The sequence below is a fragment of the Streptomyces sp. NPDC047525 genome (assembly GCF_040643025.1).
Lineage (GTDB): Bacteria > Actinomycetota > Actinomycetes > Streptomycetales > Streptomycetaceae > Streptomyces > Streptomyces durmitorensis.
The window spans coordinates 61,989-77,924 of record NZ_JBEYTL010000017.1 but is presented as its reverse complement, the minus strand read 5'-3'; the positions used below and the strand labels follow the sequence as shown (position 1 = coordinate 77,924).

The window sequence follows — 15,936 nt, the reverse complement described above, 5'->3', positions numbered from 1 at the left end:
GCCGCTCGAATCCTTGGCACGCCCTCCACTCTACGGACGTGACCGCGAGGACGGGAGTCGATCCACCTCGAAGAACTCCACACCCTCACCGCACGGCACAGGCCGGGGGCAGGGACGATTCAGCGCGCTCAGCGGCCGAAACTCGCCAGCTTCGCCCGCAGCTGGAGCACTGATTTCGTGTGGATCTGGCTCACCCGGCTCTCCGTCACCCCGAGCACATTGCCGATCTCGGCGAGCGTGAGACCTTCGTAGTAGTAGAGCGTGACGACCGTCTTCTCCCGCTCCGGCAACGTATTGATCGCGCGCGCGAGCAGCCGCCGCAGCTCGCGGTCCTCGGCGACCTCCACGGGGTTGTCGGCCGCGGTGTCCTCGAGCGTGTCCATCAGGCTCAGCCGGTTGCCGCCCTCGCCGCCGGCGTGCAGGAGCTCCTCCAGAGCCACGACGTTCGCCAGCGACAACTGGCTGAAAACAGCGTGCAGTTCCTCCAGCGCGATCCCCATCTCATGGGCGACCTCGCTCTCCGACGGCGTGCGCCGCAGCTGCGCCTCGAGCGTGGCGTAGGCCCGCTCGACGTTGCGCGCCTTCTGCCGCACGGACCGGGGAATCCAGTCGAGCGCGCGGAGTTCGTCGATCATCGCGCCACGGATGCGGGTGATCGCGTACGTCTCGAACTTGATGGACCGTTCGATGTCGAACTTCTCGATCGCGTCGATCAGCCCGAACACCCCGGACGAGACGAAGTCCGCCTGCTCGACATTGGGCGGCAGCCCCACACTGACCCGTCCCGCGACGTACTTCACCAGCGGCGAGTAGTGCAGGATCAACTGCTCGCGCAGCCGCCCGTCCCCCGTCTCCTTGTACGACCGCCACAGCTCGTCCAGCGACGAGGGCGCGGGGGGCCGCTCCCGCTCGCCGCTACGGGCGGCGGGGGGAGCTGCCGCCCGATCGGACCCTGAGGTGTGCTGGGGCATTCGTTGCCTTGAGCCGTTCTGCCGTGAACTGGTGAGGTCGTGCGAGCCGATGGATTCGCCCGCGCCCGCGAGGTGGTGGGATTGCGTGAAGTGAATGAGGTTGTCCGTCTGCCGTCTGCTTGCCTGTGGTTGCCTGTCCGCGTCGGAATCCTTGTGAGCGTAGCGTGACTGGAGTGTCGCAGTGTGCGAACAGTAGGGGATCCCGCGTACGCAGATACGTTCCGCTGGGCGCCCCACCGAGTTCCCCTCGTCGCCTTCCGTGACGACTCCGGAGGGCCAACTGCGCGTCTTTCCAAGGCCGTCGGGGGTTCATCCAGACGGCCGAACACGCTCGGTCACGAACCCCCTCCCTTCGGGAAGACCGACACAATCGCCTGGCGTGTCAACTGCCAGCCGTCGCCGTGTCGTTCGACGAACCCCAGTGAGCGCAACTCGTACAGCCGACCGATCGCTTCGTCCGCCACCGTGCCCGCACCGAGTGCGACCTCCTGAACCGACGCGCTCCCCCGGGCGGGCAGCGCCGCCAGGACACGCGCCGCGTCCGGGGCGAGCAGATCGCGCGGCACGACGGGACCGCGCCGCTCCGGGGCCAGCTCGCCCATGTCGCCGACCAGCTCGACGACTTCCGCCGCGTCGGTGACCAGAACGCCGTCACCCCGCAGCAGTTCATGCACCCCCGCCGAAAGGCCGCTGGTGGCGGGGCCCGGCACCCCCATCGTGAACCGGCCGAGCTCCTGCGCACTGCGCGCCGTGGCGAGCGCTCCGCTGCGATACGCCGCCTCGACGACGACGCTGCCCCGGGTGAGGGCGGCGATCACGCGGTTCCGGAGGATGAATCTGCTGGGCGTGGGGTGGTCGCCGGGCGGCAACTCCCCCACCACAAGGCCCTGTTCCGCGATTCTCTTGATCAACTCGGCGTGTCCTCGCGGATAGGCCCGGTCGACCCCGCACGCGAGCACCGCGACCGTGGCCCCACCGGCCCCCAGAGCTCCCCGGTGCGCGGCCCCGTCCACCCCGTAGGCACCACCCGACACGACTACCCAGCCCCGCTCGGCGAGCCCCGCGCCGAGGCCTGCCGCCATGTGCGCCCCGTACTCCGTGCAGGCCCGCGCGCCGACCACGGCCACCGACCGCAGCGCCCATATCCGCAGGCTGGGCCGCCCCCGCACCCACAGCCCCACCGGCCGCGCGTCCCCCAGGTCGTCCAGCTGGACGGGCCACTCCGCCTCCCCCGGGCACACGAACCGCACCCCCGCGTCCCGCGCCACCGCCAGGTCCCGCTCGGGCCGCGCCTTCCCTGCCCGCGCCCGCAGCCCTTCCCACCGCACCGGCGTCACCCCGCCGAGGCGCTCCTCCCCCTCGGCCAGCCGCCGCACCACTTCGACAGCCCCGGTCTCCCGCAACCACCGCCCGCCCACCTCGTCCCCCGGTTCGAGAATCCGGGTCAGGGCGACCCTCGCCAGCCGCTCCTCCTCCGGGGCGGGGCCCGAGGCCGAGGCCGCTCCCGAAGCCGAGGTCATGTCAACGCCCCGATCGCCATCGGCACGCCCCGCGACACCCCCGTACGCAACTGCAGCGCCAGGGCCACGTCCTGCGCGGCAGGCCGGTCGCGTCCCGCGAGGTCCGCGACGGTCCAGGCAACCCGCAGGACGCGGTCGAGCCCCCGGGCGGTCAGGAAGCCACGCTCCAGGTCCAGTTCGGCGGCGTCCAGGGCGCCCGGCTCGGCGGGCCACCGAGTGCGCAGGGCGTGCCCCGGCACTTCACTGTTCGTCCGCCAGCCGGTGCCGGCCAGCCTGGCCGCCGCTCTCTCCCGGGCGGCGCGCACCCGGTCGGCGACGGTCTGCGTGGAGTCACCCCGCGTGCCGTACCCGGCCAGCTCGGATCGTGTGACGGGCTCCACCTCGACCTTGAGGTCGACCCTGTCGAGCAGCGGGCCCGAGAGCCGGGCCTGATAGCGGCGGACGGTGGACGCCGGGCACTCGCAGCCGTCGCCCAGCAGGGTGTGCCGACCGCAGGGACAGGGGTTGGCCGCGAGCACCATCAGGAACTTCGCGGGCAGCCGCACCACTCCCGCACTGCGGGCGATCACCACATGTCCCGATTCCAGGGGCTGGCGCAAGGAGTCCAGGGTCTGGCTGCTGAATTCCGGCGCCTCGTCGAGAAAGAGCACCCCACGGTGAGCCAGCGAGACCGCCCCCGGCCGCGCGATTCCCTTGCCGCCTCCCACGAGCGACTGCATCGTCGCGGAGTGGTGCGGCGCGCAGTACGGCGCGGTGTCCACCAGGGGCTTGCCCGGCGGCAGCATGCCCGCCACGGAGTGGACGGCCGTCACCTCCAGGGACTCCTCCCGACTCAGCCGGGGCAGGATCGCCGGCAGCCGCTCCGCGAGCATCGTCTTCCCGGCGCCCGGCGGGCCCTGCAGAAAGAGGTGGTGCCCGCCCGTCGCCGCCACCTCCACGGCGGTGCGGGCCGACGCCTGTCCGACGACATCGGCGAGGTCCAGGGCGAGGGCGTCGTCCAGACCGCCGCTGAGCCCCGTGCCCACACCGGTGCCGGGCACGCAGAGCCCCGCGAGCATCGAGTCGGGACGGCCTGGTTCGTCCGGCTCCTCCTCCGGCACCGGCTCATCGGTCAGCACGGCGATCAGCTGGCCCAGGCTGCGCACCCCGAGGACCGAGATCCCCGGCACCAGCGCGGCCTCGGCCGCCGTGCACTCCGGGACGACGACCTGCTCATAGCCCGCGTCCGCCGCCGCGAGGACCGCGGGCAGCACTCCCCTGACCGGCCGCACCCGCCCGTCGAGCCCCAGCTCACCGATCATCACGATGTCGGCGAGGGTCCGCGGATCGATCCGCTCCGCCGCACCGAGGACCGCGCAGGCCACCGCGAGGTCGAAGCCGCTGCCGCCCTTGGGCACCGAAGCCGGGCTGAGGCCGACGGTGAGTTTCTTCTGGGGCCATTCCCCGCCCGAGTTGACCACCGCGGCCCTGACCCGGTCCTTGCTCTCCGTCAGGCTCTTGTCCGGGAGCCCGACCAGCGTGAACGCCGCGACGCCGGGCTCCAGATCTGCCTGCACCTCGACGACCACGCCCTCGACGCCCACCAGCGCCACGGAACACGTACGCGCGAATCCCATCAGGCCACCCCCCGCGCGTGCTCCACGACAGGGGCTCCGCGGCGTGGGATCAGCACGCCGACGAGGTCGATCCGCACCCCGCCCGGCGGTGGGCCGCCGCGTTCCTCGATCCAGCGCTCGGCGAGGCGACTCAGCCGCTCCGCCTTGGTCCGGCCCACGGCCGCCATCGGATGCTGATAGATCCCCGAGCCGACCAGGCCTGCTCTGCGCGTCTTGACCTCGCAGACGACCAGCGCTTCGCCGTCCATGGCCACGATGTCGATCTCACCGGTTCTGCCACCGCGCCAGTTGCGCTCCAGAACCGTCATTCCGGCTTCTCCGAGCCGCCGCGCTGCCAGATCTTCGCCGTACCGCCCGAGTGCTCCCCGTGCGTTCATGTCGGCACCACCTCCGACATCCACACTGGGACTCAGCCCCGAGCGTTGTGGATCTTGGTGGACGACTCACGCGTTGTGGATAACTCGCCCACCCGACCCGGTGAAGCCGGTGCACCAAACAAACTCGGCGCACCAGGCGAACCCGGTGAACCCGGTGAACTCAGCCTCCCGGCAGCTCGAGATCGCTCTTGTTGAGCTCCTCGATATTCACGTCCTTGAACGTCAGGACGCGTACCTGCTTCACGAACCGTGCGGGCCTGTACATGTCCCACACCCAGGCGTCCGCCATGGACACCTCGAAGAAAACCTCACCCTGGACCGAGTGCACCTGCATCTCGTAGTCATTCGTGAGGTAAAAGCGCCGTTCGGTCTCGATCACGTATTTGAACAGACCGACGACATCGCGGTACTCCCGGTAGAGCTTCAGCTCCATCTCGGTCTCGTACTTCTCGAGGTCCTCGGCGCTCATGGCATGTTCCCCTTCAGCCGTGCGTCCCCCTATTGTGCGTCAGCCCCTGGAGCCTCTACACGATTTCCGTGTCGAGGGTCTCGGGCCGGCTCGGAGGACCCTCGTCGAGCAGCCTGCGAAGCAGCTCGGCGAGCCTGGTCGGATACACCGTCTCATGTGCCTCGGTCAGTTCCTGGCACGTCCACCAACGCGCTCCGGCGACACTCCGCTGTTCCAGCTCCGTCAGCCCTGTGGCCTGCGTGGACGTCTGTGACGTACGCGCCAGGAAGTACCGCTCGTCCTGGTCCCAGCGCCGTCCGGCGAAGGGGAAGGAGCAGATCCGCTGCCACAGGGCGGGGCCGAGCTCGACCTCGGTGATGCCCGTCTCTTCCATCAGTTCACGCAGTGCGGCCTGTTCATGCGTCTCGTCGCCCTCCAGACCGCCGCCCGGTGTGAACCACCAGTCGTCCGCCGTGTCCTCCGGCTCATGGCCGTGGAGCAGCAGAATCCGGTCCTGCGGGTCGAGCAGCACGACCCGCGCGACCCTGCGCAGCGGCTGTGCCTCAGCCGACACGGGCGGTCGCCCCCGACCGGTCACGGCTCCGCGGACGCCCCCGCCTGCGGCCAAGGCGCTTGGCCACCGGACCGTAGGCGGCACCGCCCAGGACGAGGACCGCACCGGCCACCACCGCCCACACCACGAGCCGCACGGGTCCCGGATCGGAGATGCCGCCCGGCATGTCCGCGAAGCCCTCGGGGCGCTCCAGCGTCCCGAACTTGTCCAGCGGCCAGGCCACCGCGTCGACCCGCCCCTCCACCGCACTGCGCGGCACGGAGCCGTGGTTGGAGTCGCCCAGGTGGACGCTGGAGTCCAGGGAGCCGCTGCGCTCGTCACCGAGCAGGAAGAGGTTGCCCTTGGGGACCGTGGTGGCCGGGATTCCGGTGGCCGCGGCGCCCTTGCCCTCGGGAAGATACGGTTCTGCGACCTGCTTGCCGTTGACCATCAGCTTGCCGTCCGTGCAGCAGGAGATCCGGTCCCCGCCGACGCCGACCACGCGCTTGACCATCGGCAGATCGCCCCAGCTCGCCTGCCGGAAGACGATGACATCGCCCCGGCGCACCTCACTGCCGTCCATCCGCTCGGCCAGGACCCGGTCGCCCGCGCCGATCGTCGGCGTCATCGAGCCGGTGGGCACGGTGTACGGCTGGTACAGGATGGCGCCCCAGACGAAGCCTCCCAGGAAGAGCACACAGCCGAGGGCCACGGCAAGGCCCGACAGCACGCTGCCGAGCCGTCCATGGCCCTCGTCCGTACGTTGTGTCCTGCTCATCCCAGTGCTCCCCCATATCGGAGACGACCCCGCGCCCCTACGAACAGGAGCGCGGAAGATCGGTGATCTGGGACGGCACCCTACCCGGCGGTACCTCCGCCAGAAACCCTCGTGCCCTGCGCAGCGGCGACCGTGAGCCGACGCCTGCGCCAGAGCACGACCGGAACCGCACCCGCGAGCCCGAGGGCCGCCGGTGCCGCGCTCATCGCGGCGTTGATGCCCTGCTGGTCGAAGGTGTCCGGCTTGGGCAGCGTCGCCCAGCGGGTGGGCGGCCAGGCGATCACGATGGCGCGGCCCACGACGTTGTCCACGGGGACGGCGCCGCCGCCGGGCTGGTTCTGGTGGTACCGGGAGTCCAGCGAGTTCTGCCGGTGGTCACCCATGACCCAGATCTTGCCCGCGGGGACGGTGACCTTGAACTGGCCGCCCTGGTCGTCGACGCTGCACGGGGTGTTGCCCTCGAAGACGTACGGCTCGTTCAGTGCCTTGCCGTTGACCTTCACCGGACCGGTGCCCTTGCACTCCACCGTGTCGCCGCCGACCGCGATGACGCGCTTGATGAGGTCCTTCTCGTCGGCGGACGGCATCAGGCCGACCCAGCCGAGGACCCGCTGAATCGCGTTCGGGTCGGGCGTCGGCTCACCGTCCAGCCAGTGGCCGGGGTCCCTGAAGACGACGACCTCGCCGCGCTCCGGCTCCGAGCCGAACCACGGGGTCAGTTTGTCGACCAGGACGCGGTCGCCCTTCTGGAGCGTGTTCTGCATCGAGTCCGAGGGAATCGAGAACGCCTGCACCAGGAAGGTCTTGATCACCAGTGCCAGGATCAGCGCGATGCCGACGAGGAGCGGCAGCTCCTTCCAGAAGGAGCGGGGCTTCTTCGCCCCCTTGGCCTGCTTCCCGTCTCGGTCATCGGTTGCGGGACCGGCGCCCGCGGTGTCACTCCCGGGGTTCACGCCGTCCGCCGCGGCCCCGCCCTCCGGCTCGTCCGATCGCCCTGGCTGCTCTTCGGGCCCACCGTGTCCGGACCGTGCGCCGACCGCCACATCCCCCACATCCACTCCTCAGTCCGTGCCGCTGCCCGCTCCTGATGCGATGCAGGCCCACCACTCCCATAACGAGCGGGAGTTCCGCAGGGGTCGGGAGTCCGGTCAATCCGTATCGATCGCCGGGTGCCACCCTATGCGACGGCCCGAGGGCAGTGGCCGACCCCGCACCCGCGTCGGGCACCGACGCGTACGTTTCGGGCTCCTCAAGCTTGCGCCAGTGGTCGAAGGGCCAGGCGATGACGAGCGCGCGCCCCACGACGCTGTCCTCGCTGACGGTGCCGCTGAACTTCTCGGTGCGGTGGAAGCGGGAGTCGGCCGAGTCGGAGCGGTGGTCTCCCATGACGAAGAGGCGCCCTTCGGGGACCTTCACCTCGAACTCGAAGGACGAGGGCTCATCACCCGGATTGATGTACGGCTCGGTGAGCGGGACTCCGTTGACCATGAGCTTCTTGTTCTTGTCACAGCACTTCACGGTGTCGCCGCCGACGCCGACCACGCGCTTGATCAGGTCGCGTTCGTTGTCGGAGGGCAGCAGCCCGATGAAGGACAGGCCTTCCTTGACCTGCTTGACGCCTACGGGGTCGTCCTTCTTCTTGGTCTGTTCGTCCTCGAGCCAGTTGCCGGGGTCCTCGAAGACGACGACGTCGCCGCGCTCGGGCTTGGCACCGAACCACGGGGTGAGCTTGTCGACGAGGACACGGTCGCCGATCTTGATCGTCTGCTCCATCGAGCCCGAGGGGATCACGAAGGCCTGCACCAGGAAGGTCTTCAGGACCAGGGCTATGAGGAGCGCGACGCCTATGAGCAGCGGTATCTCCTTGATCGCCGAGCGGCGCCTGCGCCGCTTGACCTTCCGCGCGAGCTTGCGCCGCTCGGCCCTTCCGGGCAGTACGGGACCGGTGGTGGGCCGGGAACCGGTGGGCAGCCTGGTGTCGGACCGGTGGCTGGCGGCTCGCGTCCGCCCGCGGTTACCCATGCGCGCCGCCTGGTGCCGGCACGCGCGCGTAGCTGTCGGGGCGGTCCAGGGACGTCCAGTGCCCGACGGGCCAGGCGATCCAGTCGGCCCTGCCGATCACGGAGTCGACGGGGATCATGCCGCCGCCGGGCTGGCCCAAGTGGTCGCGTGAGTCACGGGAGTCGCTGCGGTGGTCGCCGAGGAGGAACAGGCTGCCTTCCGGTACGACGACGTCGAAGGGCACCTTGGAGGGGGCATCCCCCGGGTACAGGTACGGCTCGTCGACCGGCTCGCCGTTCACCTTGATCCTCCCCCGCTCGTCGCAGCAGACCACGCGGTCTCCCCCCACCCCTGCGACCCGCTTGATGTAGTCGGCATCCCCGAAGTAACCGCTGCCGTCGAAGACGACCGCGTCACCTCGCTGCGGCTCGGAACCGAAACGGTACGCCAACTTGTTGACGAGTACCCGGTCTCCGACCCGGAACGCGGGCTCCATGGAGCCGCTGGGGATCTGGAACGGCTGCATCACGAAGGTGCTCACGAGCAGCAAGGACACCATGCAGATCAGCAGCGTCAGGGTGATCCGGCCGCCGGGCACCCAGGAGACGAACGACATAAAAGAGGAGCGCGACCGGTCCTCCGCCCCTGCGGACTCCCCGTCGCTCTCGGCGCTCGGGGAATCGGTGGGTGGGGAGGAGCGGTCGCGCTCCGTGTGCTGTGCTTCGGTGTCCATCGGGGCCAGATGCTATCCGGCTCCGTTGTGGACCCGTGCGCGAGCTCAGTTGTCGCGCTTCTCCTTGATCTTCGCGGCCTTGCCGCGCAGCTCACGGAGGTAGTACAGCTTCGCGCGACGCACGGCGCCGCGGCTGACGAGCTCGATCTTCTCGACGATCGGGGTGTGCACCGGGAAGGTGCGCTCCACGCCGACGGAGAAGGAGACCTTGCGGACCGTGAAGGTCTCGCGCACGCCGGCACCCTGGCGGCGGATGACTACGCCCTTGAACTGCTGCACACGGGAGCGGTTGCCCTCGATGACGCGCACGTGGACGTTGACGGTGTCACCCGGGCGGAAGGCCGGGATGTCGGTGCGCAGCGAAGCGCTGTCGACGGAGTCGAGCAGGTTAGCCATGATCGTCTGCTTTCTTCACTGATGCCACAGGTCATCAGCGGTAAGTTCGTGATGAGGATTCGATAGCTGTTCACATCGGGCGGGCGTCTGTCCCCCTGTGGCAGGGGCGCACGCTGGACGTACAGCAGCGACCTATTGTTCCACGGCCTCGGGGTCTCGCCCAAATCGGCCGTCGGGACCCGGCCGCCACCCCAGGATCGAGAGCATCTCGCGGTCCTTCTTGTCGAAGGCGGCGGGGTCGCAACGCTCGATCAGATCAGGCCTGTTGCGGACCGTGCGCCGCAGCGCCTCGTCCCTGCGCCAGCGCGCGATCTTGCCGTGGTGGCCGCTGACCAGCACGTCCGGAATGCCGTGGCCACGCCATTCGGGAGGCTTCGTGTAGACGGGCCCTTCGAGGAGGTTCGCCATGGCGCCGGGGGCGAAGGAGTCGTCGCGGTGGGACTCGGCGTTGCCGAGGACGCCGGGCAGGAGCCGGGCCACGGCCTCGGTGATGACCAGGACGGCCGCCTCGCCGCCCGCGAGGACGTAGTCGCCGATCGACACTTCGTAGACGGGCATCCGGGTCGCGTACTCGTCGATGACGCGGCGGTCGATGCCTTCGTAGCGCGCGGGCGTGAAGACCAGCCAGGGCCGCTCGGAGAGCTCGACGGCGAGCTCCTGGGTGAAGGGGCGCCCGCTGGGCGTGGGGACGACCAGGACGGGCCCGTGGGCCCCGGCCTCGTACCCCTCGGCGAGCACGTCGTCGAGGGCCGCGCCCCAGGGATCGGTCTTCATGACCATGCCGGGGCCGCCGCCGTACGGGGTGTCGTCGACCGTGTTGTGCCGGTCGTACGTCCACTCCCTGAGGTCGTGCACGTTCACGTCGAGCTGTCCACGCGCGCGTGCCTTGCCGACGAGGGAGACGTTCAGGGGTTCCAGGTACTCGGGGAAGATCGTGACGACGTCGAGCCGCATCAGGCTTCGTCTCCCGAAGGATCCTCGTCGTCCCTTGCGGAAACGATCTCCGCGCGGTCGTCGATCAGGCCGGGCGGCGGGTCGATGATCGCCCGCTGCTCCTCCAGGTCGATCTCGGTGACGATCGCCTCCACGAAGGGGATCATCACCTCGCTGCCGTCGGGCCGCTCCACGATGAACAGGTCCTGCGAGGGCAGGTGCGAGATCTCGGTGATCCGGCCGACCTCGATGCCGTCCTTGGTGACGATGTCGAGGTCCATCAGCTGATGGTCGTAGTACTCGTCCTCGTCCTCCGGGAGCTCCTCCGGATCGACCTCCGCGATCAGCAGCGTGTTGCGCAGCGCTTCGGCGCCCGTGCGGTCGCGCACGCCCTCGAAGCGCAGCAGCAGGCGGCCGCTGTGCACCCGGCCGGTCTCGATGGTCAGCGGCCCCGTGGAGGCGGGGTCGGTGGCGAGGACGGCGCCGGGCCCGAGCCGCAGCTCCGGCTCGTCGGTGCGCACCTCGACGGTGACCTCACCCTTGATGCCATGGGCGCGGCCGATCCGCGCGACTACCAGCTGCACTGCTTTCTCTCCTGTCGTGTGCCTACGGAAGGGTCACCGTTGACGACGGCAGACGCCTGGAAACGACTACGGGCCGGGGAAGGCCCAGAAGCCCTCCCCGGCCCGTGCCGGTGCTACCTGTGGTTCAGTGAACCTGGTCCACGTCGACGAGGTCGACGCGGACACCACGGCCGCCGATCGCGCCCACGACGGTCCGCAGAGCGCGTGCGGTACGGCCGTTGCGGCCGATCACCTTGCCGAGGTCATCCGGGTGGACCCGGACCTCGAGCACACGCCCCCGGCGCAGGTTGCGCGAGGCGACCTGCACGTCGTCGGGGTTGTCGACAATGCCCTTCACGAGGTGCTCGAGAGCCTCCTCGAGCATGCTCAGGCCTCGGTCGACTCGGTGGGCGCAGCCTCGGCCGCGTCCGCCTTCTTGTCAGCCTTCTTGGCCTTCTGGGTGATGGCCTCACCCTTGACCTCGTCGCCCTCGAGGCCCTTGGTGAAGGCCTCGAACGCGGCGCGCTTGTCCTTGGGCTCCGCGACGAGCAGCGGCGCCGGGGCCGGAAGGCCCTTGTGCGCCTGCCAGTCACCGGTGAGCTTCAGGATCGCCATGACCGGCTCGGTCGGCTGAGCGCCGACGGAGAGCCAGTACTGCGCGCGCTCCGAGTTGACCTCGATGCGCGAGGGGTTCTGCACCGGGTGGTACAGACCGATCTCCTCGATGGCCCGACCATCACGGCGGGTACGGGAGTCGGCGACGACGATGCGGTAGTGAGGCGCGCGGATCTTTCCCAGACGCTTCAGCTTGATCTTGACTGCCACTGGAGTGGTGTCTCCTGGTCTTGACGTGGTTGGGCACAACGAGATGCCACGTGGGGTTGCGGTACTCGGGGTGCCCGATGGACGCGTCAGCCGGAGGCGAGAGGGTTCCTATGCGGCTGTCGAGTACAGCTAGCCATTGTGCCATACGTCGGCGGGGCGCCCGAAACGGGTCCGGGTGCCCCGACCGGCACAGCTCTCCAGCTCAGCCCCGTCAGCCCGCGACGGCGCCGACGACTTCCGGAATACGGAAGGGCTTGCCGCAGCCGCCGCAGACGATGGGCGCCTGGGCGAGCACCGACGGGACCACGCGGACGTTGCGTCCGCAGTCGCAGACCGCCTTGACGCGGACGCCGCCCCCGGAGGAGCCGTGCCGGGCGGCCGGGCCCCGGAAGCTGCGTGCCGTGTCGGCGGCGGTCGCCGCGGTGTGCGCCTTGAGGGCGCGCTGGAGCCGCTCGATCGTCGGGCGGTAGCGCTTCCTCGCTTCGGGGTTGAGCGTGACCAGCGAGAAGCCGCTGCTGGGATGCGGCTCCTCGGGATGGTCAAGGCCCAGCTCCTCGGCGATCGCGAGGAATCTGCGGTTGTGATAGCGACCCGCTCGTGAGGTGTCGCGTACGCCGCGTGACGCGGCGATGCCATGGACTGCCTCATGGAGCAGTCGCTCGAAGGAGAGCTCGGCGCCGCAGGCGGACGACGACTCTCCGATCAGGGATTCGGGCGCGGCAAGATCGGGCAGCTCGGGGTGGTGCCGCTGAATATCGGCCCACGCCTGTGCCAGCTCTGCGGCGAGAACAGGTGGTGTCGTGCTCACGTCGTGAACAACGAGCCGGGATGCCCAGGGGTTCCATTCCGGGGCATCCCAAATAATTTGCACGTACCCGTCAGTTGCCATTGATGCGTCCGGACGAGGGCGGGTGCGCTGATCTGCCCAGAAGCCTCGCAGGTCATGGCAAGCCGGTACGTAGTAGCGCGTACGCCCCGGCGCGTAGAAGAAGTCCGCACACCGGGGCTTGTGGTGCCTGGGCAGGCGTACGAGCCGGGAACGGGCGCGCTGGTACCGGAGGCACGCCCGTCAGTAGGCGCGGGCCACCACAGCGACGTTACCGGGGGTCTCATCGGCCTCGGGCACCGCCCCGTCCTCCGCGACCAGACACCGTACGGACACGGAGTGCTCGGCCAGCTTCGCCTCGCCCTCCGGGCCGAGCGTGGCCCAGGGGATCCGCGCCCAGCCGCCTGCGGCCGTGGCCTCCACCGCCTGGTCGACGGTGGTGACGTCCGAGGTGCGCGACTCCCTGCGCTCGCGGGCCTGGTCCAGGAGTAGCTTCTGGTCCTCTTCGAGGACGGTGGGCAGCAGCGCCGCGAGGGAGTCGATCGCGACCGGCTCCTTGCCTCCCCTGACGCGGCGGGCCAGCATCGCGGTGCCTTTCTCGAGGTCGCGCGGGCCGACCTCGACCCGGACCGGCACTCCCTTGAGCTCCCAGTCGACGGCGCGGCGCCCGAAGGGGGTGTCCGTGCGGTCGTCGACCTGGACGCGCACGCCCGCGGCCTTCAGGCGCTCGCCGATCTCGCGGACCTTGGCGAGCACCGCGTCGTCGCCCTTGACGGCGAGGACGACCGCCTGGATCGGTGCGAGGCGCGGCGGGATCCGCAGGCCGCTGTCGTCCCCGTGCATCATCACCAGGGCGCCGATCATCCGCGTCGTACTGCCCCAGGAGGTCTGCCAGACGAGCTCCTGCTTGCCCTCCTTGGAGAGGTACTGGGTGTGGAAGGCCCTGGCGAAGTTCTGGCCGAGCTCATGGCTCGTGCCGAGCTGGAGGGCCTTGCCGTCGCCCATCATGCCTTCGAGGGTGAGGGTGTTGATGGCGCCCGCGAAGCGCTCCTGGGCGGTCTTGCGGCCCAGGACGAAGTCCATCGCGAGGACGTCCCGCATGAAGGCTCCGTAGACGTCCCGGTGGATGCGGGCCGCGAAATCGCGTGCTTCCTCGTACGTCGCGTGGGCGGTGTGGCCCTCCTGCCAGAGGAACTCCGACGTCCGCAGGAAGAGCCGGGGCCGCAGCTCCCAACGGACCACGTTCGCCCACTGGTTGATCAGGAGCGGCAGGTCGCGGTAGCTCTGCACCCACTTGGAGAAGTACTCGTTGATGATCGTCTCGGAGGTGGGGCGGATGACGACCGGCTCTTCGAGCTCCTTGCCGCCGCCGTGCGTGACGACCGCCAGTTCGGGGGCGAAGCCTTCGACGTGCTCGGCCTCCCGGGTCAGATACGACTGGGGGATGAGGAGAGGGAAGTACGCGTTCTGGGTACCCGTCTCCTTGATGCGGGCGTCCATGTCCTGCTGCATGCGTTCCCACAGGCCGTAGCCGTACGGTCGGATGACCATGGTGCCGCGCACCGGGCCGTTGTCGGCCAGCTCCGCCTTGTTGATCAGGTCTTGGTACCAGCGCGGGAAGTCTTCCGCCCGGGGCGTGAGAACGGGTGCCTTAGCCATGGCGCGCATGGTACGGCGGGCCTCCGGAGGGCGTGAATTGAATTCCTCCAGGGGGCGCACAACGGTGGCACGCAAGCATTGCCCCACAACCTCTGGACGCCGCGACGGATGCGGAGTTCTCTGGCATACGGGGGGAGTGCGAGCGCACTGCACGGGGGCGGACGAAACGTTTGAATACGACACTCCAGCAACTCTCGGCGGATTGGGGCGCTTTCGATGACACCTACACTCGCGCAGCCGCACCTCCCGCGCGCGGGCACGACCCCCCGTGGCGTGGACCGGTGCGCACGCGCGCGTGACTGGGCGGAGATCCAGGAACGGATGCTGGTTCCGCTCTATGAAGCGGTGTACGAACGGCTCGACGTAGGCAGCGGAACCCGGCTTCTCGGTCTGGGCTGCGGTTCCGGACTCGCCCTCCTGATGGCGGCGTCACGGGGCGCTTCGGTCACCGGCGTCGACCCCTCGGCACCCGAACGGCTCGCCCTGGCGCGCGCACGCCTGGTGCCCGAGGCGAGCCCGGACGGACAGCCGCACGGCGACACCCGGCTCGTGGAGGGCGGCCCCGAGGACGTGTCGGGGCCGGACGTGCCCGCCTTCAACATGGTGACCGCGTTCCAGCCGATCGGCTGCACGGCGGGTGACTCCGAAGGCCTCTCGGGCCTCCTGGAGGCCACCGTCCCGCTGACCGGGAGCGGCACCCCCGTGGTCCTCGCCGGATGGGGTCCTCCGGAGCGCTGCACGACCTCTTCTGTACTGAGGGTGGCGACCAAGCTCGCCGATCCACTCCGCAGTACGGGAAGTTGGCGCCCCGCGCTCCGCGACGACCTGGAGGAGGTCGCCCAGCGGGCGGGCCTCAAGCCGGACGGCTCGGGACGCGTCGCGTGCCCCTTCGGGTACGCGGACACGGACAGCGCGGTCCGCGGTCTGCTCTCGACGGGACTGTTCGACGCGGCGGTGGGCGCGACGGATCAGGTGCAGGTCGACAAGGAGCTGACCGAGGCCCTGCATCCGCACAAGCGGCGGGACGGGACCGTGTGGATGCCCAATGTCTTCCGGTACTTGATCGCGCGCACGCGGTAGCGGGCCTGCTTCAGCCCAGAGCTGTCCGAAGCCGGCCGAGCAGCACCCTGGCCGCCGGGCTCGTGGGCCCGTCCGTGCGCCAGGACCTGCGGGGCGGCCGCCTCGAAGGCGATGCGGGGCCGGATGCCGGCCTGCGCGCAGGCACGGTCGAGCACGCCGCACGCCGCACGCCTGTGCCGCGCGGCAGGCTGATCAGCGGGCGGTCGCGCAGCGCGGCCAGCGGAACGGTCGTACGCCCCTCGGGCGCGAGGAGTGCGTCGCCCGGGAGCACGACGGCCACCAGGGGTTCGTCGATCACCATCCGCAGGGAGATGCCCGGCGGGGGCTCCTCGTCGGTCAGGCCGAGGAGGGCGATGTCGAGTTCGCCGGCGCGCACCGCGGCCAGCATCCGGTCCGAGCTGTCCTCGGTGAGGGCGATCTCGACGTCGGGGTGGTCGTCGTGGAAGTCGGCCAGGACGGAGACCACGTCGAACTCATGGGTGGCCGCGCCGGACACCAGACCGAGCGCGATCTGGCCGCGGAGCAGTCCGGTGAACTCCTCCGCGGTGTGCCGCACGCCCTCGACGGCGGCGAGCGCGGCCCGCGCCAGCGGGGCTGGGCCAGGTGCAGGCGTGGGCCGCCTCCGGGGGGAGCCGCAGGGCCACTTCGCCGCCGAAG

Annotated in this window: 19 protein-coding genes; 1 reads left to right on the top strand and 18 read right to left on the bottom strand. The window is 70.1% G+C overall.

What is annotated here, in order from left to right:
• Window positions 1–128: 128 nt before the first annotated feature.
• The 17 genes from whiG to proS form a co-directional block, all read right to left on the bottom strand.
• Complete coding sequence (gene whiG / locus ABZ833_RS35890; RefSeq protein WP_361055944.1) at window positions 129–971, bottom strand: RNA polymerase sigma factor WhiG; 843 nt, start codon at window positions 969–971, stop codon at window positions 129–131.
• A 335-nt stretch (window positions 972–1,306) separates the two neighbouring features.
• On the bottom strand, window positions 1,307–2,491 hold the full coding sequence (gene dprA, locus ABZ833_RS35885; protein WP_361055941.1) for a DNA-processing protein DprA: 1,185 nt from the start codon (window positions 2,489–2,491) through the stop codon (window positions 1,307–1,309).
• Window positions 2,488–4,107 carry a YifB family Mg chelatase-like AAA ATPase gene (locus ABZ833_RS35880; protein WP_361055938.1) on the bottom strand — a complete coding sequence of 540 codons (1,620 nt, stop codon included), beginning with the start codon at window positions 4,105–4,107 and terminating at the stop codon, window positions 2,488–2,490. The genes dprA and ABZ833_RS35880 overlap by 4 nt, the downstream gene beginning before the upstream one ends.
• Entirely contained in the window at window positions 4,107–4,484 is a 378-nt protein-coding gene (locus ABZ833_RS35875) for a YraN family protein (protein WP_361055935.1), read from the bottom strand. The genes ABZ833_RS35880 and ABZ833_RS35875 overlap by 1 nt, the downstream gene beginning before the upstream one ends.
• Before the next feature lie 160 nt (window positions 4,485–4,644).
• Complete coding sequence (locus tag ABZ833_RS35870; RefSeq protein WP_003965949.1) at window positions 4,645–4,953, bottom strand: DUF2469 domain-containing protein; 309 nt, start codon at window positions 4,951–4,953, stop codon at window positions 4,645–4,647.
• A 55-nt stretch (window positions 4,954–5,008) separates the two neighbouring features.
• On the bottom strand, window positions 5,009–5,506 hold the full coding sequence (locus ABZ833_RS35865; RefSeq protein WP_249587486.1) for an NUDIX hydrolase: 498 nt from the start codon (window positions 5,504–5,506) through the stop codon (window positions 5,009–5,011).
• Window positions 5,496–6,263, bottom strand: coding sequence for a signal peptidase I (gene lepB, locus ABZ833_RS35860; RefSeq protein ID WP_361055931.1), 768 nt, complete (start codon window positions 6,261–6,263; stop codon window positions 5,496–5,498). The genes ABZ833_RS35865 and lepB (ABZ833_RS35860) overlap by 11 nt, the downstream gene beginning before the upstream one ends.
• An 80-nt stretch (window positions 6,264–6,343) precedes the next feature.
• Complete coding sequence (lepB, locus tag ABZ833_RS35855) at window positions 6,344–7,315, bottom strand: signal peptidase I (RefSeq protein ID WP_361055928.1); 972 nt, start codon at window positions 7,313–7,315, stop codon at window positions 6,344–6,346.
• Window positions 7,200–8,285, bottom strand: coding sequence for a signal peptidase I (lepB, locus tag ABZ833_RS35850; protein ID WP_249587489.1), 1,086 nt, complete (start codon window positions 8,283–8,285; stop codon window positions 7,200–7,202). Before lepB (ABZ833_RS35850) ends, lepB (ABZ833_RS35855) begins: the two co-directional genes overlap by 116 nt.
• On the bottom strand, window positions 8,278–8,997 hold the full coding sequence (gene lepB, locus ABZ833_RS35845; RefSeq protein WP_249587490.1) for a signal peptidase I: 720 nt from the start codon (window positions 8,995–8,997) through the stop codon (window positions 8,278–8,280). The genes lepB (ABZ833_RS35850) and lepB (ABZ833_RS35845) overlap by 8 nt, the downstream gene beginning before the upstream one ends.
• A gap of 45 nt (window positions 8,998–9,042) precedes the next feature.
• Window positions 9,043–9,393: a 50S ribosomal protein L19 gene (rplS, locus tag ABZ833_RS35840; protein ID WP_160507458.1), complete on the bottom strand. Its 351-nt coding sequence runs from the start codon at window positions 9,391–9,393 to the stop codon at window positions 9,043–9,045.
• Window positions 9,394–9,525: 132 nt separating this feature from the next.
• The gene (gene trmD / locus ABZ833_RS35835) at window positions 9,526–10,347 is read right to left on the bottom strand and encodes a tRNA (guanosine(37)-N1)-methyltransferase TrmD (RefSeq protein WP_361055923.1); all 822 of its coding nucleotides are present in this window, start codon (window positions 10,345–10,347) and stop codon (window positions 9,526–9,528) included.
• Window positions 10,347–10,910: a ribosome maturation factor RimM gene (gene rimM, locus ABZ833_RS35830; protein WP_361055920.1), complete on the bottom strand. Its 564-nt coding sequence runs from the start codon at window positions 10,908–10,910 to the stop codon at window positions 10,347–10,349. The genes trmD and rimM overlap by 1 nt, the downstream gene beginning before the upstream one ends.
• Window positions 10,911–11,034: 124 nt before the next feature.
• Window positions 11,035–11,274 carry an RNA-binding protein gene (locus ABZ833_RS35825; protein WP_030361979.1) on the bottom strand — a complete coding sequence of 80 codons (240 nt, stop codon included), beginning with the start codon at window positions 11,272–11,274 and terminating at the stop codon, window positions 11,035–11,037.
• 2 nt (window positions 11,275–11,276) lie between these two features.
• Window positions 11,277–11,714, bottom strand: a complete 438-nt coding sequence (rpsP, locus tag ABZ833_RS35820; protein WP_344525346.1) for a 30S ribosomal protein S16 — start codon at window positions 11,712–11,714, stop codon at window positions 11,277–11,279.
• A 211-nt stretch (window positions 11,715–11,925) separates the two neighbouring features.
• Window positions 11,926–12,522: a hypothetical protein gene (locus ABZ833_RS35815; protein WP_344525344.1), complete on the bottom strand. Its 597-nt coding sequence runs from the start codon at window positions 12,520–12,522 to the stop codon at window positions 11,926–11,928.
• 261 nt (window positions 12,523–12,783) lie between these two features.
• The gene (proS, locus tag ABZ833_RS35810; RefSeq protein WP_361055914.1) at window positions 12,784–14,199 is read right to left on the bottom strand and encodes a proline--tRNA ligase; all 1,416 of its coding nucleotides are present in this window, start codon (window positions 14,197–14,199) and stop codon (window positions 12,784–12,786) included.
• Window positions 14,200–14,415: 216 nt separating this feature from the next.
• Here proS and ABZ833_RS35805 point away from each other — a divergent pair, with 216 nt between their 5' ends.
• Window positions 14,416–15,279, top strand: coding sequence for an SAM-dependent methyltransferase (locus tag ABZ833_RS35805; protein WP_361055911.1), 864 nt, complete (start codon window positions 14,416–14,418; stop codon window positions 15,277–15,279).
• Window positions 15,280–15,289: 10 nt separating this feature from the next.
• Here ABZ833_RS35805 and ABZ833_RS35800 read toward each other — a convergent pair whose 3' ends face one another.
• The gene (locus ABZ833_RS35800; RefSeq protein ID WP_361055908.1) at window positions 15,290–15,835 is read right to left on the bottom strand and encodes a LysR substrate-binding domain-containing protein; all 546 of its coding nucleotides are present in this window, start codon (window positions 15,833–15,835) and stop codon (window positions 15,290–15,292) included.
• Window positions 15,836–15,936: the final 101 nt, after the last annotated feature.

What these genes read in the sequence shown, in the direction of transcription:
- whiG (WP_361055944.1), bottom strand. Translation starts at nt 971, where the DNA reads ATGCCCCAGCACACCTCAGGGTCCGATCGGGCGGCAGCTCCCCCCGCC.
- dprA (WP_361055941.1), bottom strand. Translation starts at nt 2,491, where the DNA reads ATGACCTCGGCTTCGGGAGCGGCCTCGGCCTCGGGCCCCGCCCCGGAG.
- ABZ833_RS35880 (WP_361055938.1), bottom strand. Translation starts at nt 4,107, where the DNA reads ATGGGATTCGCGCGTACGTGTTCCGTGGCGCTGGTGGGCGTCGAGGGC.
- ABZ833_RS35875 (WP_361055935.1), bottom strand. Translation starts at nt 4,484, where the DNA reads ATGAACGCACGGGGAGCACTCGGGCGGTACGGCGAAGATCTGGCAGCG.
- ABZ833_RS35870 (WP_003965949.1), bottom strand. Translation starts at nt 4,953, where the DNA reads ATGAGCGCCGAGGACCTCGAGAAGTACGAGACCGAGATGGAGCTGAAG.
- lepB (WP_361055931.1), bottom strand. Translation starts at nt 6,263, where the DNA reads ATGAGCAGGACACAACGTACGGACGAGGGCCATGGACGGCTCGGCAGC.
- lepB (WP_249587489.1), bottom strand. Translation starts at nt 8,285, where the DNA reads ATGGGTAACCGCGGGCGGACGCGAGCCGCCAGCCACCGGTCCGACACC.
- lepB (WP_249587490.1), bottom strand. Translation starts at nt 8,997, where the DNA reads ATGGACACCGAAGCACAGCACACGGAGCGCGACCGCTCCTCCCCACCC.
- rplS (WP_160507458.1), bottom strand. Translation starts at nt 9,393, where the DNA reads ATGGCTAACCTGCTCGACTCCGTCGACAGCGCTTCGCTGCGCACCGAC.
- trmD (WP_361055923.1), bottom strand. Translation starts at nt 10,347, where the DNA reads ATGCGGCTCGACGTCGTCACGATCTTCCCCGAGTACCTGGAACCCCTG.
- ABZ833_RS35825 (WP_030361979.1), bottom strand. Translation starts at nt 11,274, where the DNA reads ATGCTCGAGGAGGCTCTCGAGCACCTCGTGAAGGGCATTGTCGACAAC.
- proS (WP_361055914.1), bottom strand. Translation starts at nt 14,199, where the DNA reads ATGGCTAAGGCACCCGTTCTCACGCCCCGGGCGGAAGACTTCCCGCGC.
- ABZ833_RS35805 (WP_361055911.1), top strand. Translation starts at nt 14,416, where the DNA reads ATGACACCTACACTCGCGCAGCCGCACCTCCCGCGCGCGGGCACGACC.